The following is a 15,110-nucleotide window of genomic DNA, read 5'->3' on the forward strand; positions in this document are numbered from 1 at the left end:
CCCGCCACCGGACTACCGATCGGGACATCCGTCCCACACCCCAGCCGCGTCAACAGACCGACCAAACCAGCCTGCACCACCATGAACAACGTGACGTCGTTGTCCCGCGCCAACGCCACCAGCGACCGATGCAGATCACCGTCCAACGCGAACCCGACCGAACCACCCCGATACGTCGCCACCGCCGGACGCGGCCGATCCACCGGCAGATCAAGCTGATCAGGCAACCCCGTCAACGCCTCACGCCAATACGCCACCTGCGCACCGACCACACTCCCCGAATCGCCCTCATCCCCCAGCCACTCCCGATGCCACAACGCATAATCCGCATACTGCACCGGAAGTGATGACCACTGCGGAACCGAAGCCCCCCGACAGCGAACCGAATACGCCACCGCCAGATCACGCCCCAGCGGACCCATCGACCACGCATCACCGGCGATGTGGTGCACCACCACCAACAACACGTGATCGTCCGGGCCAAGGCGGAACAACTCGGCCCGGAAAGGCCGATCCGCCATAAGGTCGAAGCCCCGCCCCGCGGCCGCCGCCACCATCCGGGAAAGGTCTCCCACCTCGGCGTCCACCGTTTCCAGCACGAACGGCTCCGGATCCAGCACCAGCTGATACGGCTCCCCGTCGCTTTCCGGGAATATCGTCCGGAGGCTCTCGTGCCGGTCCACGACGTCGGCGAGGGCAGCGGCGAGCGCCGCGCGATCGAGCGGACCGCGCAAACGCACCGCGAGTGGGATGTTGTAGGTCGGGCCAGGCCCCTCCAACCGGTTGAGGAACCACAGACGCCGCTGCGCGAACGACAGCGGCACCCTGTCCGGACGACGCCATGGCTCCAGCACCGGCCGCGCCTGGCCCGCGCCGCCGAGCCTGTCCGCCAGCTCCGCCACGGTCGGAGCCTCGAACAGGTCCCGGATCGACACCTCGACCTCCAGCACGGACCGAATGCGGCCGATCAGGCGGGTCCCCAGCAGCGAATGCCCGCCCAGGTCGAAGAAGCCGTCATCGATCCCGACCCTGTCCAGATGCAGGATGTCGGCGAAGAGATGGCACAGGATCTCCTCGCGGGGCGTCCGCGGCGCCCGCCCCGTCACCGCGGCGGAGAAGTCGGGCGCCGGGAGCGCCTTGCGGTCCAGCTTCCCGTTCGACGTCGTCGGCGGTTCGTCCAGGATCACGAACGCCGCCGGGACCATGTAGTCCGGCAGGCGGGTCCGGGCGTGCGCCCGCAGGTCCTCGGTGAGCCGGTCGGGGCTGTACCACCGCCGGCCCCCGTCGTCCGGTTCGGGTCCCGGACGCACAGGGGCGTCGGGACGCACGGCGTAGACGCAGTACACGCCGGTGCCCGCGAAGTGGGGGGCGGTCTCGACCGTCGTCCGGAAGCCGTGGTCGCGCAACAGCCCGGTGACGATGCCGAGCCGCCCGCCGATGTCGTGCACCTCGGCGACGACCTGGCGGACGATCGGCCAGTGCGCGGGCTCGATGCCGAGCAGGACGTCCAGCTCGCTCTTCTCCGCGTCGATCTTGAGCAGGTCGATCCGGGTGATGCCGTGCTCCCGGATCATCTGGGAGAGCGTCCGGACCTCGACCTCGACGTCCTCCCCGCGCAACCGCTCGGTCAGCAGTTCGGCGAGTCCCTCGGCCGGCTCGTCGCGCAGGTACCGCTCCAGCACGCGGCGTTCCTCGCGCTCGTCGGCGAACCGCCCGGACAGCAGCGACATGTCCGGGTAGTAGGTGAACCGTGCGGTGCCCGCCTCCCGCCCGAGGCCGCAGGTGGTGACGGCCGCGTCGAGGCCGTGCAGTTCCGCGTTGATCCGGAACATCCCGGCCAGTGCGGGGATCGGCTCGAACGCGTGGACGCGGCAGCCCGGCTGCCGTGTCCCGACGAAGAGCGAGAACAGGCCGACGTGGCCGCCGACGTCGACCACGCACGCGTCCTCGGGCAGCGTCACCCCGGCCCTGAAGTACTCGTTCCGAACGAAGATCTCGTCATAGAGGAAGGCCGTGTTCGACCGGTTCCGGGCGCACACCGTCATGCCGTTCGGCAGTTCGTGGAGTTCGTGCCCATCGAGCCGGCCCTCGCGCCGCAGGCGGCACAGGTTCGCCACGGCCGCGGCCGTGCCGCTTTCCGGGACGACGTACCCCACCAGCCGCCGTCCGCCCGCGGCGACCTCGCGGTCCGCCACCACGGCGCGTCCGACGCCCGGATGATCGGCCAGCACGCTTTCGATCTCGCCCGGCTCGACGCGCAGCCCGCGGATCTTTACCTGGTGGTCGCTCCGGCCGAGGTACTCGATCCGGCCGTCGAGGTTCCAGCGGGCCACGTCCCCGGTCCGGTACATGCGGCTGCCGGGCGGGCCGAACGGGTCGGCCACGAACCTCTCCGCGGTCAGCCCGGCCCGGTTCACATAGCCGCGGGCGAGCTGGTCACCGGCGAGATACAGCTCGCCCGCGACACCCGGTGGTACCGGCGCCAGCCGCGCGTCCAGGACGTAGACGCGGGTGTTCCACACCGGACGGCCGATGGTAACCGGCCCGCCGCCGGGCGGGCACGGTGCGGCGGTGACGTCGACCGCCGCCTCGGTGGGGCCGTAGAGGTTGTTCAGCCGGGCGCCGAGGACCGCGTAGTACCGGTCGCGTAGGTGGTCGGGCAGTGCCTCGCCGCTGCAGACGACCTCGCGCAGGCTCGTGCAGCCGGTCGCCGCCGGTTCCAGGACGAACGCCTCGAGCATGGACGGCACGAAGTGCGCCATCGTGACCCGGGCGTCCTGGATCAGCCCGGCGAGGTAGGCCGGGTCCCGGTGCCCGTCCGGCCGGGCCAGGACCAGTGCAGCGCCACTGATGAGCGGCAGGAACAGTTCCCAGACCGACACGTCGAAGTCGAGCGGGGTCTTCTGCAGGATCCGGTCGGCGGGGGTCACCCGGTAGTGGTCCCGCATCCACAGCAGCCGGTTCACGATCGCGGCGTGCTCGACCGCGACGCCCTTCGGACGTCCCGTCGACCCCGACGTGTAAATGACGTACGCCGTGTTCCCGGGCGCCGGGGGCGTCGCGCGGACGGCGGCGCCGTCCGGGCCGGCCACGTCCGGCGTGGTGAGGGTCAGCAACGGGCGGGCGTCGTCGTGGACGAACGCGATCCGGTCGGCGGGATGGGCGGGGTCGATCGGCAGATACGCACCGCCGGCCTTCAGGACCGCCAGCAGCGCGACCACCATCTCCACCGAGCGGGGCAGGGGCACCGCGACCACCGTCTCCGGCCCCACCCCCTGGGCGGCGAGGTGCCGCGCCAGCCGGTCGGTGCGGTTCGCGAGCTCGGCGTAGGAAACGGACCGGCCCTCGAACACCACGGCCGTCGCGTCGGGGGTGCGGGACGCCTGCTCCTCGAACAGCCCGGGGACCGTGGCGGCCGGCACGTCGTGCGCGGTGTCGTTCCATTCCAGCAGGACCCTGCGGCGGTCGGCGGTGCCGAGGACGTCCACGTCCTCGATCCGCTGTCCGGGGTTCGCGATCGCCGACTCCAGGAGACGCCGGAACCGGTTCAGATGATCGGCCAGCTCCCGGTCGGCGCAGGCCGCGAGGTTGGCGTTGGCGTCGATCCGCATCCCTTTGAGGTCCGCGCCGTAGTGGACGGCCACCATCGTGTCGGTGATCGGCCCCGTCACCAGATCGTGCGCGGTGGTGGCGTTGCCGTCGAACTCGACGTCGTACTCGAACGGCAGGATGTTGATCTCGCTGCCCCACAGCCGCCGGCCGTGGACGGGCATACCGCGGTCGCGGCGGATGTCCTCGGCCCGGTAACGCTGGTGCCGCAGGATCTGCCTGATCTCGCGCGACACCTGGTGGGTGAGATCGGCGAACGTCGTGGCGCCGGTGACCCGCAGGCGCAGCGGCAGGACGTGCGCCGTCATCGACGGTGTGGCACGCGACGTGCGGGTCTTGCGTCCGGTGACCGGCAGCCCGAGGACCACGTCGTCCTCTCCGGACATCCGGTGGACGTACGCGGCGAACGCCGCCACCATCAGGGCGGGCCAGCCCGTGCCGACCTCGCGGGCGGCGTCGCGCAGCCGCGTGATGTCCGCGTCGGACAGGTAGGTCGTGTGACGGGTGAACCCGCTGGACGCGCCGCCCGGGACGCTCGCGCGGCCCGTCAGCGAGGCGGGCGCGGCCTCGTCCTCCCCCACGCAGGCCGCCCAGAACTCGCGGTCGCGCTGGAACTGCTCCGACGCGAGATACGCCGTCTCTTCCTCTACGAGGTCGCGTACGGACCCGAATGCGGCGGGCGGGGGGTCGTCCCCCTTTTTCAGAGCCGTGTACACCTCGGCGGCCCGGGCGACGAACAATGCGGCGCTGTAGCCGTCGATGACGATGTGATGTGCCGTGAAGTAGAGGAGGAAAAGGTCGGGGGCCACCCTGATCAGCGCGGTTCGGAAAGGGACTCCGCGGGTGAGGTCGAAAGGCCGGCGCTGGTCTTCCCGCATCCAGGCGTCCGCCGCACGTCCCGGGTCCGGTTCCCCGGTGAGGTCGAGATAGGGCACCGGCCAGTCGTCCGACACGTCGATGATCTGATGGACGCCGTCCTCGTCTTCCACGAAGCGGGCGTGAAAGGACTCGGCCTCCATGCCCGCACGCCTTATCGCGGCCGCCATCAACCCGGCGTCGACCGGACCTCGGATTTCGATGTACTCGCTGATGTTGAACATCGGGTCGCCGACGTCCAGTTGCTGCGCGTACCACACGGCGGACTGGGCCGCCAGCAGCGGCAGACGCCGCACCTCGCGTTCCATGACCGATCAACCCGCCTTCGCGTGGAGGCGGCACGATGCCGCATCGTGCCGGATGACTGTGCCGAATGGCCGGGCGCGCTTCGGATGACGATCCGGTCGTGTCAATGGGACTCTGCGGCCTCGGGCCGCCTGATGGTGGGGAGAATCGCCGCCGTTTCGGAGAGCAGGCGGTGCTTGCGACCGAACGCGATCACCTGCGCCAGGGCGCGGGTCAGCACGTCGACGAGAACCGGCCCTTCGGTGACGCGGGCCATGACGGCGTCGGGAATGCCGAACTCTTCCTTCAGGCGGTTTCCCGGCAGGAGAATACGAGCGCCGAGTGCGCCGGTGAGGACGTTCAAGTATCGGCCCAGCAGCCGTCTGTCGGCGTCCGTGAGCACATCCATGTGAGTGCGGAGCCACGCCCGCGCGAACGACTTGTGCCGGGCCTCCTCCGTGACATGGATCGTGAACAGCACCCGGAGGATCGGCGGGATCGGCTCGATCTTGAGGCGCCGCCGCTGGATGTGGTCGAAGATCTCCTCCCCGACCAGGGCCTCGGTGAACACGATGTGCGGGAACGAGCTGGACGCCCTGATGAAGCGCTGACGCGACCGGTCCAGCCGCCCGGGGAACGCCTCGGGATCGATCCCCGTCCGGTTGATGAACTCCTGGAACATCAGCGTGTGCTGCGTCTCCTCGGCGATCTCGTGGTACAGGTACGTCAGCTCGGCCGACCGGTTCGGCAGCGTCGCGGCGTACTGCAGGAGACCGCGCTGCAGGACGTTCTCGAACTCGATCGCCATCTTGATCATGTCGGCGGTCTTGCTCAGGCCGATGCGCCGGCGCTCGTCGGGCGGCCGCCGCCGGTACCAGTCGTCCGCGCCGAGCGGGTCCTCCGCGGTGAGCTCCCACCCCGGATCGGACACCTCGACCGCCATCTCGGGGTCGTCCCAGGCGATGTCCTTGAACGCCTGGTACTGCTTCTTCGCCGAGCTCCGGTTGAGCCGGTCCAGCAGTTGGCCGTACGAAGCGACGACATCGCTCACGTCTTCCCCTTCGACGTCGGATCTGACTTGACGGCCGCGCCGATATTCGCGCTCACGACGAGGACGCGAACGAAACGCTGAAGCTATTTACGGACCGACTTTATGGAACTACCCACGGCTTTCACAGAACCACGAGTAGTGAACCCGGTGTCCACTTTCCGGACTCCGGGATCACATCATGAAGATAGGCACGCTCCCCGCGGCGCTGTCAAGAGGCGATCTCGACATGGGGCCGAACTCCGATCGACGACAACGGTCATCCGCGCGCCTTCGCCACAAAGTGTGAGACGAGGTCGCGAAATGTGTTCCGCCGCAGGTCAGATGATCGTCACATCGCCGTTCGCCAAAGCCCGGGCCCGCGGCCAATGGGCGCCCGCGCGCCGCTGCGGAAGGGCCGTAAACGCTGCTCGTCCTGACCGGTATTTCACCTGGCCAGTGGGGCGGCGGCGCCGTGACCGGCTCCGGACCCGGCACTCCGCGGCATGGTCGGGACCGGCTCTTGGCCGGAGCCGAGAATCATGTAAGACTGAGCCCCAGGTGAGAAAGCTGCGATAATCAACGATCCGGTGAGCAGGACGAGGACTTTCACATTGGCTGGTGATGATGCTCTCGCAGCACCCGGTTATCGCGATCGTCGATGTGAGCAAATCGTATGGTGACGTCCCCGCTCTCCGCGGCGTCGGCCTGACCGTGTCGGCCGGCGAGATCGTCTCGCTGATCGGCCCCAACGGGGCGGGAAAGACGACGCTGGTCTCCATTATCGCGGGCCTCAGACGAGCGGACGAAGGCTCAGTCCACATTTGCGGATTCAACGTCGCGGACCATCCCGAGAAGGCCCGCGAGTACCTCGGCCTCGCCCCGCAGGAATTGGGCATCGTCCCGGTCGTCACCGTACGGGAGAACCTCCGCTTCAGCGGAGAACTCCACGGCCTGCGCGGCCGCGCCCTGGCGGCGCGGATCGACGAGGTGGCCGGGCAAATGCTCCTCACCCCGCTGCTCGACCGGTTGGGACGCGACCTGTCCGGCGGCGAGATGCGCCGGCTGCACACCGCGCTCGCGCTGCTGCACCGTCCCCGGCTGCTGCTGCTGGACGAGCCGACCGCCGCCGCGGACGTGCGGACGCGGCGGCGGATCCTCGACCTGGTCCGGCAGGCCGCCGCCGACGGCACCGCCGTGCTCTACTCCACGCACTACCTGGACGAGGTCGAGTCCCTCGACACCACGGTCGCCATCCTCGACCGCGGCCGGCTCATCGCCTGCGACCCGCCACAGAAGATCATCGAGGCGCACGGCACGACGGTGATCGAGGCGGTCTTCGACGGTCCCGCCCCGGACCCGACCGCCTTCGGATCTCTGGACGTCACCCGCACCGGCTCCAGGCTGGCGATCACCGACCCCGATCCGGAGTTCACCATCGGCCGGGTGCTGAACGCGCTGGACACCGCCGACGCGGGACGGCTCCGCTCGATCGACGTCGTCCGCCCCAGCCTGGAGACCGCGTTCCTGGCGCTGACCGGACGGCGGTACGGAGCCACCGGGAACGAGGTGTGAGGTGTCCGCACGACGGATCATGGTGATCTTCCGCCAGGAGATGCGCATCCTGCGCCGGGACCCGCTGCCCGTCCTCAGCCTGGTGCTGATGCCGCTCGTGCTGATGGCCTTCCTCCGGCCGGAGCGGGGCTTCGTCCTGGTCAACCAGGGCTACTCCGGCGCCAACGGCGCCGAGGAGGCCGTCCCCGGGATGACCGTGCTGTTCGCCTTCTTCCTCGTCTCGTTCGTCCCGTTCGCCTTCTTCCGCGAGCACGGCTGGGGCACCTGGGACCGGCTCAGGGCCAGCCCGGCCCGGCCCGCCGAGATCGTGGCGGGGAAGCTGGCACCGGTACTCGCCATCTCACTCGTCCAGCAGGCGCTGCTGTTCGCCCTGGGCGCGGCCCTGTTCGGCATGAGGACGCGCGGCTCCCCCGTCGCGCTGGGACTGCTGATCATCGCCCTGGCGTGCTGCCTGACCACGCTCGGCCTGATGCTCACCGCCGTCGTCCACACGTTCCAGCAGGTCAACGCGTCCGCCAACGTCGGAGCACTGGTCCTCGGCGGCCTCGGCGGCGCGCTGACACCGGTCACGCTGCTCCCCGACTGGGTCCGGGCGGTCGCCCCGGCCAGCCCGGCCTACTGGGCGATGCGCGGCTTCCGGTCGGTGCTGCTCGACGACGGCGGGATCGGCGCGGTGGCACTGCCGATCGCCGTCCTCGCCGCCTTCGCCGCCGCCTTCACCGCGATCTTCCTGCTCCGCTTCAGGTACGACGAGACCAAGGTCTCGGTCGCCTGAACACCCGGGCCCGCGGGGATCCCGATGACGAGTACCGGAGGTGGTCGCATGACCGTGCACTGGTCGGCCGGGCCGGTGGAGCTACCGGGCGCGGTGCGGTACACGCTCACCGCCGGCGACGAACCCACCGACCGGTGGCGCGTCGACGTGGCCGTCCCGCCGGCCACGTCGCGACAGGACCCCATCCCGGTGCTGTACGTGCTCGACGGTTTCCTGACCTTCCTGACCACCGCCCAGATCGCGCGGAACACGCTGGCGTTCTCGCTGGGGCAGCTGCGTCCCGTGGCCGTCGTCGGCATCTCACCGGCCACCGACGACCGCACCCACCTGTTCACCCGGCGCCCACGCGACCTGACGCCCACGGTCGCGGCACCGGGCTACCACCGCGGAGAGACCCCGCACGGGACGGGACGCGCCGGCGCGATGCTCGACCTGATTCACGAGGTGATCGCACCCCACGTGGAGGCGGCGCACCGGCTCGACCCGTCCGACCGGGGCATCGCGGGCTTCTCCCTGGGCGGGCTGTTCACCTGCTGGACGCTCGTGTGCCGCCCGGAGGGCTTCCGCAGGTTCCTGGCGGTCAGCCCGTCACTGTGGTGGGACGACCGACTGCTCCTGGACCCTCACCGAGCACGCTTCGCCGACCGGGAAGCGAGCGACGTCTACCTCGCCGTGGGCGAGCGGGAGGACAGCCCCGACCGGAGCTGGCCCGTCATGCCCGCCACGATGCGCCGATCCCTGTCCGGACTCGACATGGTCGCCGATCTGTCGGCCTTCACCGAGCGACTGCGCGCCCAGGAGAAGATCGACGTCCGCAGCGAGGTCATCCCCGACGAGCAGCACGCAACCATATGGCCGGCCGCCGTGACCCGAGGCCTGCTCCACCTGTACCAAACCACCCCGCCCTGACCACGGGCAGCCACGAGGTCCCCCGAGAAGACCCGCGAGGATCGACCACTTGTTCGCGATCTGGGTGATGATCGCACGGCTCGCTGGAATCTTCCGGATCCGTCATGCGCGAAGCTTGGTCATCCCCTTCCGCACTCGCCGCCCCTGCGACGCACGGTTGTTCCTCATGCCAGAATCTTGTTGGCCGTAGTGCAGAATCATCGGCATGGTGGGGTCACCTGGTAGCGCGTACGGAAGGGCTTCTACCATGACCGTCGCCGAGGGGTCGCCGGTGACCATCGTCGCGACCGACGCCGAGAACCAGCCGGTACGCACTCCGCAGCTTGAGGCGCTGTACCGGGGCTTCGAGGCCGAGTCGCTCGTCCCGCTCTGGACCGAGATCGGCGACCTCATGCCGCCGTCCCCAAGATCGAAGGCGGCTCCGCACCGGTGGCGATGGGACGCGTTGCTGCCCATGGCAGAGCGGGCCGGGGAACTGGTGCCGGTCGGGCGCGGGGGCGAGCGCCGGGCGATAGCACTCGCCAATCCCGGCCTTGGCGGCAGGCCGTTCGCCACGCCGACGCTGTGGGCCGCGATCCAGTACCTCAACCCGGGTGAGGACGCCCCCGTGCACAGGCACACCCAGAACGCCTTCCGGTTCGTCGTCGAAGGGGAGGGCGTGTGGACGGTGGTGAACGGCGATCCCGTCGCCATGCGCCGCGGCGACTTCCTCCCGCAGGCCGGGTGGCACTGGCACGGCCACCACAACGTCACCGACCGGCCCATGGCGTGGATCGACGGGCTGGACATCCCGTTCCAGTACCTCGCCGAGTCGACGTTCTTCGAACCCGGGCCTGACGAGATCGAATCGCGGGAGGCCCCGGAGCGGTCGCGGTCGGAGCGGCTGTGGGGTCATCCCGGCCTTCGGCCGCTCACCCACCTGAGTCCGGCGCCGTCGACGCCGCTTCTGGCCTACCGGTGGGAGTACACCGACCGCGCGCTGGCGGACCAGCTGGCGCTGGAGGCGGAGGGCCACCGCGCCACGGTCGAACCCGGGCATGCCGCCGTCCGCTACGCCAACCCCACGACGGGCGGCGACGTCATGCCCACCCTGCGCGCCGAGTTCCACCGGCTGACGCCCGGCACGGAGACCGCGGCGACCCGCGAGGTCGGCTCCTCGGTCTACCAGGTGTTCGACGGCGCCGGGCAGGTCACGGTGGGGGAACACGGCTGGACGGTCGAGCGCGGCGACCTGTTCGTCGTGCCGTCATGGCAGCCGTTGACACTCGCCACCGAGCAGGGCCTGGACCTGTTCCGGTTCAGCGACACTCCGATCTTCGAGCGGCTGCACCAGCACCGCGTCCAGCACGACACGGCAGAGGGGAACGCGCAGTGAGGCTCGCGACCGTCCGGACGAACGAGGGAACCCGCGCCGCACGGGTTTCCGCTGACGGATGCGTCCTCCTCGACGCTCCCGATGTCGGCGCGTTGCTGGCGCGGGACGACTGGGCCGGCGTCGCCGCGTCCGCGACCGAGAAGCCGCGCCCCGTGGACGACGCCGCGTTCGCGCCCGTCGTGCCACGTCCGGGGAAGGTGCTGTGCGTCGGGCTCAACTACCGCCCCCACATCCTGGAGATGGGACGCGACCTGCCCGAGTACCCCACGCTGTTCGCCAAGTTCCCCGAGGCCCTCATCGGCGCCCGGGACCAAATCCAGCTCGCCCCCGAGTCGTCGGCCGTCGACTGGGAGGCCGAGCTGGCCCTGGTGATCGGACGCCCCGTCCGGCGGGCGTCCGAGGACGAGGCGGCTCAGGCGATCGCCGGGTTCACGGCCATGAACGACGTCTCCATGCGGGACTGGCAGTTCCGTACCAAGGAGTGGCTGCAGGGCAAGACGTTCGAGGGCACGACGCCGCTCGGCCCCGTTCTCGTCACCCCGGACGAACTGCCCGGCGGTGTCCGCCCCGTCCTGCCGCTGACCTGCCGCGTCGACGGGGAGGTGATGCAGAAGGCCGACACGTCCGACCTGGTCTTCGACCCGGTGGCCCTGGTGCGGTACGCCTCCACCATCGTCACGCTGCGGCCGGGCGACGTCATCGCGACCGGCACGCCCGGCGGAGTCGGCCACGCCCGCAAGCCGCCCCGCTACCTCGCGGACGGCGTGACCGTGGTGACCGAGATCGGAGGCATCGGCCGTCTGGAGAACGCGGCGAGGACGCCGTGAGCGCCCGCTCCTGGATGGACGAGGGCACCAGGCTGTTCCTCGGCGTCGTCGACCGGCTCACCGACGACGAACTGTCCGCGCCGACCGCCCTGGACGGCTGGACGCGCCGCCACGTCATCGCCCACGTCCACGGCAACGCCGAGGCGCTGCGCCGCCTGCTGAGCTGGGCCGCCACCGGTGTCGAGAACCGGATGTACGCCAATGCGCGGCAGCGGGCGGCCGAGATCGAGGCCGCGGCGTCGCTGCCCGCGGACGATCTGCGCGCGCTCGTCCATGGGTCGGCGCGCCGCTTGGCGGAGGACGTTGACGGTCTGCCGGAGGAGGCATGGCACCGGTCCGTGGTGACCGCCCAAGGACGGACCGTCCCCGCCACGGAGATCCCATGGATGCGGGCGAGGGAGATGGCGGTGCACGCGGTCGACCTCCAGCACGGTGTGTCCTTCGCCGACCTGCCGGAGGCCTTCAACACCCGCCTGGCCTCGGAGGCCGCGGCCAGACACGCGGCATCGGGACAGGCCGCCGACCTGGCCGCGTGGCTGACCGGACGCACCCGCGAGGCCCCGAGCCTCGGCCCCTGGTTGTGAACCGGGCCCGACCGCCCGTTCCGCAGTATGGATTAGCATTCTTCTGTGAAGAACATGAAGGAGAAGCCGACCTATGCGCTGGGGTCCGTCGACAACGCCCTGCTGATCCTTCACATGCTGCGCGACCAGGGCAGCCTGAAGGTCAGTGACGTGGCCCGCGAGCTGAACATCGCTCGTTCCACCGCGCACCGGCTCCTCGCCATGCTCGTCTACCGCGACTTCGCCATTCAGGACGAGAGGCACTCCTACCTCCCGGGGCCGTTCCTGTCCTCTACCCCGGCCGGCATGGACGGCTCGACACTACGGGAGCTGCGGAGGCTGGCCACCCCGCACATGGAGACGCTGTGCGGACGCGTACAGGAAACCGTCAACCTCGTCGTGCGGACCGGCACGGAGGTGCGTTTCCTTTCGAGCGTGGAGTCATCGCAAGTCCTTCAAGTCGGGGACCGCCGCGGCACGATCCTGCCCGCGCATCTGGCCTCGGGCGGCAAGGCCATGCTGGCCGAGCTGCCGACCGAACAACTGCGGGAGTTGTATCCCGACCTGACCGGCCCGGAGTGGACGAAGCTGACGCGCGAACTCGCCAACGTCCGCACGCACGGCCACGCGCTCAACATCGAGGGCACCGAGCGCGGTGTCGCCGCCATCGGCGCCGCCGTGCACGACGGGAGCGGCACCACCGTCGGCGCCCTGTCGATCGCCGTACCGCTGGCCCGGTTCGGCCCCGAGCAGATGGGCCACCTCGCCAGAGAACTGCACCGCACCGTCAACAAGATCGAGCACACCCTGACGCACTTCCCCGGCGCCTGACGGTTCGTTCAGGCCCAGGGGTCGAGGAGTACTCGGCTCGTGTGCGCACGTTCGCGGGTGGTCGTCATGGCCTTGGCGGCCTCGTCCAGCGGAAAGGTCCGGGCTGGAGTCGTCGCCAGATCGTCCGCCAAGGCGAACAGCCGAGCGAGGTGGGCCTCACAGGCCGCGCGGTCGTGGGTGTGATCCATCAACCAGAACCCGGTGACGGTGCGAGAACCGACGATGAGGGAACGCGGGTCGACGGTGGCCGCTGCACCGGAGGCATTGCCGAAGGTCACGAGCCTGCCGCGGGGCGCCAGGGCGCCGAGCGAGGCCTCCAGCACGGGCCCTCCGATGGGATCGAGCACCACGTCGACGGGCCGGCCGCCGCACGCGGCGCGGATGCGCTCGGTCAGGCCGTCCGGCTCGGCGTCGATCACCGTTGTGCCGTCGCGGGCGATCCCCTCACGGGATCGCGGAGTGGACGCCGAGGCGATCACCCGGCAGGGACCTCCGCGCAGCAGGCGCAGCAAGACCCTGCCGACGGCCCCCGACGCGCCATGGATCACCACCGACGTATCCGCGGCAGGCAACCCCGCGACGTCGAGCAGGAACGCGGCGGTGAGTCCGGGCACGAATACGGCCAGCGCCGCCTCGTCCTCGATCTGTTCGGGGACGGGGAAGACGGCGTCCTCCGAGGCGACGGCGAATTGCGCGTAGCCTCCTGTGCGGCATAGCGCGACGACGCGTTCGCCGGTGTCGCGGCGCGTTCCGACGATTTCCCCGCCCGGTACGAATGGCGGCGGATCCACTCGGCCGGTGAAGTGGTTCACTCCAGTACGGCACATCCGATCGTCGGCGAAGTTCACCACGCTGCGGGAGACGCGGATGAGGACCGCACCCGCCCCCGGTTCGGGGATCGCCGTCCGCTCGGGCCGCAGCGCCTCGGGGCCGCCCAGCTCGCGCACGACGACCGCCGACATCTCACTCATCGCAGGCCCGTGCCGCCGTTGACCGGCAGCACCTGCCCGTTGATCCAGGATCCGTCCTCGGAGAGCAGGAACGTGACGGCGGCGGCGATGTCCTCGGGTTCGCCGAAGCGCGGGGATCGCAGCATCTCCAGCACGGCGGCTCGCTCCTGTTCGCCGATCATCGCCATCGAGTTGTCGGTGAGCACCATGCCCGGCGCGACCACGTTGCAGCGGATGCCCTCCTTGCCCCAGCGGGTCGCGATGTGCTTGCTCATCGCGAGCAGCCCGGACTTGGAGGCGCCGTAGGAGACCCGTCCCCGGTCGCCGTTGAGGACGAGGCCGGAGATCGTGTTGACGATCGCACCGCCGCCGCGTTCCAGGAGGCGCGGTACGGCGTGCCGGGCGGTGTAGAAGTACCCCGTCAGGTTGACCGCGAGGCTGCGGTGCCACACCTCCACCGGTACGGAGAGGAGGTCCGCATCGCGGCCCAGGGTATCGGCGGACAGGTCGGCGGCCGCGTTGAACAGCCCGTCGATCCCCCCGAAGGCCTCCACCGCCGCCGCCATGAGCGCGGCGCAGGACTCCTCGCCGGCGATGTCGAACTCGTGGGCCACGGCGTGACCGCCGTGAGCCCGGATCTCCTCGACGGTGTCCTTCGCCCCGGTCGGGTTGATGTCGCCGATGACGACCTTCGCGCCCTCCTCCGCGAGCCGACGCGCGGTGGCGGCGCCGATTCCCGTGGCTCCGCCGGCGACGACGATCACCTTGTCCTGCAGACCTCGCATCAGGCTCGTTCTCCCTTTGCCGTCAGTACTTCATGGAACAGCCGCTGCTCCAGGCGAAGCCCCTCCGCCATCGGGAGGCGTTGAGCAGCCAGCAGCGCGCGCTTGACGCCCACCAGGGACGCGCGCGGTTTCGAGGCGAGTTCACCGGCCCAGCGCGCCATGCCCGCGGCCACGTCGGGGCCCTCGATCACCGCGTCGACCAGGCCCATGGCCTGCGCCTCCGCGGCGCCGACCGCACGTCCCGTCATGATCATGTGTGCCGCGCGGCCCGCGCCGATCAGCCGGGGCAGGCGCTGGGTGGCGCCGGCGCCGGGCATGGCTCCGCGGTCGATCTCCAGCTGGCAGAAGGATGCCTGCGGCCCGGCGATCCGGAAGGTGCAGGCGAGCGCGATCTCGCAGCCGCCGCCGCGGGCCGGCCCCCGCACCGCGGCGACCACCGGTTGCGGCAGGTCCTCGATGGCCAGCAGGGTGGTCAGCCATTCCTCCAGCCGTCCGGGCCCGCCCTCCCGCATCGCCTTGATCTCGCCGCGATCGGCGTGCCCGATGAAGCCGCCGGGCCTGGCGCTGCCGAGCACCACGACCGAGACGTCCTCGTCGGGTGCGAGCGCGGTCAGCGCACCGCGCAGGTCGACGAGATCGTCGAAGCGGACCTGGTCATCGGGTGGACGGTCGAAGGACAGCCACGCCACTCGCCCGTCCCGCCCGCACGTCCAGTTGCTCACG

The 15,110-nt window shown here is 70.5% G+C and carries 12 protein-coding genes; 7 read left to right on the plus strand and 5 right to left on the minus strand.

The features are described 5' to 3' along the window. Both BM339_RS20255 and BM339_RS20260 read right to left on the minus strand, forming a co-directional pair. Positions 1-4,793, minus strand: a 4,793-nt coding sequence (locus BM339_RS20255) for a non-ribosomal peptide synthetase (RefSeq protein ID WP_143118518.1), incomplete at its 3' end; no start/stop codon positions are given. Between the two features lie 101 nt (positions 4,794-4,894). Next, positions 4,895-5,821 carry an AurF N-oxygenase family protein gene (locus BM339_RS20260; RefSeq protein WP_021593734.1) on the minus strand — a complete coding sequence of 309 codons (927 nt, stop codon included), beginning with the start codon at positions 5,819-5,821 and terminating at the stop codon, positions 4,895-4,897. Positions 5,822-6,460: 639 nt separating this feature from the next. Between BM339_RS20260 and BM339_RS20265 the strand changes: the two genes are divergently transcribed. The 7 genes from BM339_RS20265 to BM339_RS20295 all read left to right on the plus strand — a co-directional run bounded on the left by BM339_RS20265 (position 6,461) and on the right by BM339_RS20295 (position 12,652). Next, complete coding sequence (locus BM339_RS20265; RefSeq protein ID WP_177287736.1) at positions 6,461-7,372, plus strand: ABC transporter ATP-binding protein; 912 nt, start codon at positions 6,461-6,463, stop codon at positions 7,370-7,372. A 1-nt stretch (position 7,373) separates the two neighbouring features. Further along, positions 7,374-8,147, plus strand: coding sequence for an ABC transporter permease (locus BM339_RS20270; RefSeq protein WP_083597777.1), 774 nt, complete (start codon positions 7,374-7,376; stop codon positions 8,145-8,147). Between the two features lie 48 nt (positions 8,148-8,195). Further along, positions 8,196-9,056 (plus strand): alpha/beta hydrolase, encoded by an 861-nt coding sequence (locus BM339_RS20275; protein ID WP_075021857.1) that lies wholly within the window; start codon positions 8,196-8,198, stop codon positions 9,054-9,056. A gap of 247 nt (positions 9,057-9,303) precedes the next feature. After that, positions 9,304-10,431 carry a cupin domain-containing protein gene (locus tag BM339_RS20280; RefSeq protein WP_143118522.1) on the plus strand — a complete coding sequence of 376 codons (1,128 nt, stop codon included), beginning with the start codon at positions 9,304-9,306 and terminating at the stop codon, positions 10,429-10,431. Next, positions 10,428-11,258 (plus strand): fumarylacetoacetate hydrolase family protein, encoded by an 831-nt coding sequence (locus BM339_RS20285; RefSeq protein WP_075021859.1) that lies wholly within the window; start codon positions 10,428-10,430, stop codon positions 11,256-11,258. Before BM339_RS20280 ends, BM339_RS20285 begins: the two co-directional genes overlap by 4 nt. Next, on the plus strand, positions 11,255-11,842 hold the full coding sequence (locus tag BM339_RS20290) for a maleylpyruvate isomerase family mycothiol-dependent enzyme (RefSeq protein ID WP_218163703.1): 588 nt from the start codon (positions 11,255-11,257) through the stop codon (positions 11,840-11,842). Before BM339_RS20285 ends, BM339_RS20290 begins: the two co-directional genes overlap by 4 nt. A gap of 54 nt (positions 11,843-11,896) precedes the next feature. After that, positions 11,897-12,652: an IclR family transcriptional regulator gene (locus tag BM339_RS20295; protein ID WP_075022045.1), complete on the plus strand. Its 756-nt coding sequence runs from the start codon at positions 11,897-11,899 to the stop codon at positions 12,650-12,652. An 8-nt stretch (positions 12,653-12,660) separates the two neighbouring features. Here the strand turns inward: BM339_RS20295 and BM339_RS20300 are convergent, their stop codons facing one another. Genes BM339_RS20300 through BM339_RS20310 form a run of 3 tightly spaced genes read right to left on the minus strand, consistent with a single transcriptional unit; the run spans position 12,661 to position 15,109 of the window. Beyond that, positions 12,661-13,614: a quinone oxidoreductase family protein gene (locus BM339_RS20300; RefSeq protein ID WP_075021860.1), complete on the minus strand. Its 954-nt coding sequence runs from the start codon at positions 13,612-13,614 to the stop codon at positions 12,661-12,663. A 5-nt stretch (positions 13,615-13,619) separates the two neighbouring features. Next, the gene (locus tag BM339_RS20305; protein ID WP_075021861.1) at positions 13,620-14,387 is read right to left on the minus strand and encodes an SDR family NAD(P)-dependent oxidoreductase; all 768 of its coding nucleotides are present in this window, start codon (positions 14,385-14,387) and stop codon (positions 13,620-13,622) included. Then, positions 14,387-15,109, minus strand: coding sequence for an enoyl-CoA hydratase/isomerase family protein (locus BM339_RS20310; RefSeq protein ID WP_075021862.1), 723 nt, complete (start codon positions 15,107-15,109; stop codon positions 14,387-14,389). The genes BM339_RS20305 and BM339_RS20310 overlap by 1 nt, the downstream gene beginning before the upstream one ends. Between the last annotated feature and the right edge of the window lies 1 nt (position 15,110).

It is taken from the genome of Actinomadura madurae (assembly GCF_900115095.1).
Classification (GTDB): domain Bacteria; phylum Actinomycetota; class Actinomycetes; order Streptosporangiales; family Streptosporangiaceae; genus Spirillospora; species Spirillospora madurae.

Excerpts from the sequence above, each read along its gene's own strand:
- BM339_RS20280 (WP_143118522.1), top strand. The coding sequence starts at position 9,304 with ATGACCGTCGCCGAGGGGTCGCCGGTGACCATCGTCGCGACCGACGCC.
- BM339_RS20295 (WP_075022045.1), top strand. The coding sequence starts at position 11,897 with ATGAAGGAGAAGCCGACCTATGCGCTGGGGTCCGTCGACAACGCCCTG.
- BM339_RS20305 (WP_075021861.1), bottom strand. The coding sequence starts at position 14,387 with ATGCGAGGTCTGCAGGACAAGGTGATCGTCGTCGCCGGCGGAGCCACG.
- BM339_RS20275 (WP_075021857.1), top strand. The coding sequence starts at position 8,196 with ATGACCGTGCACTGGTCGGCCGGGCCGGTGGAGCTACCGGGCGCGGTG.
- BM339_RS20300 (WP_075021860.1), bottom strand. The coding sequence starts at position 13,614 with ATGTCGGCGGTCGTCGTGCGCGAGCTGGGCGGCCCCGAGGCGCTGCGG.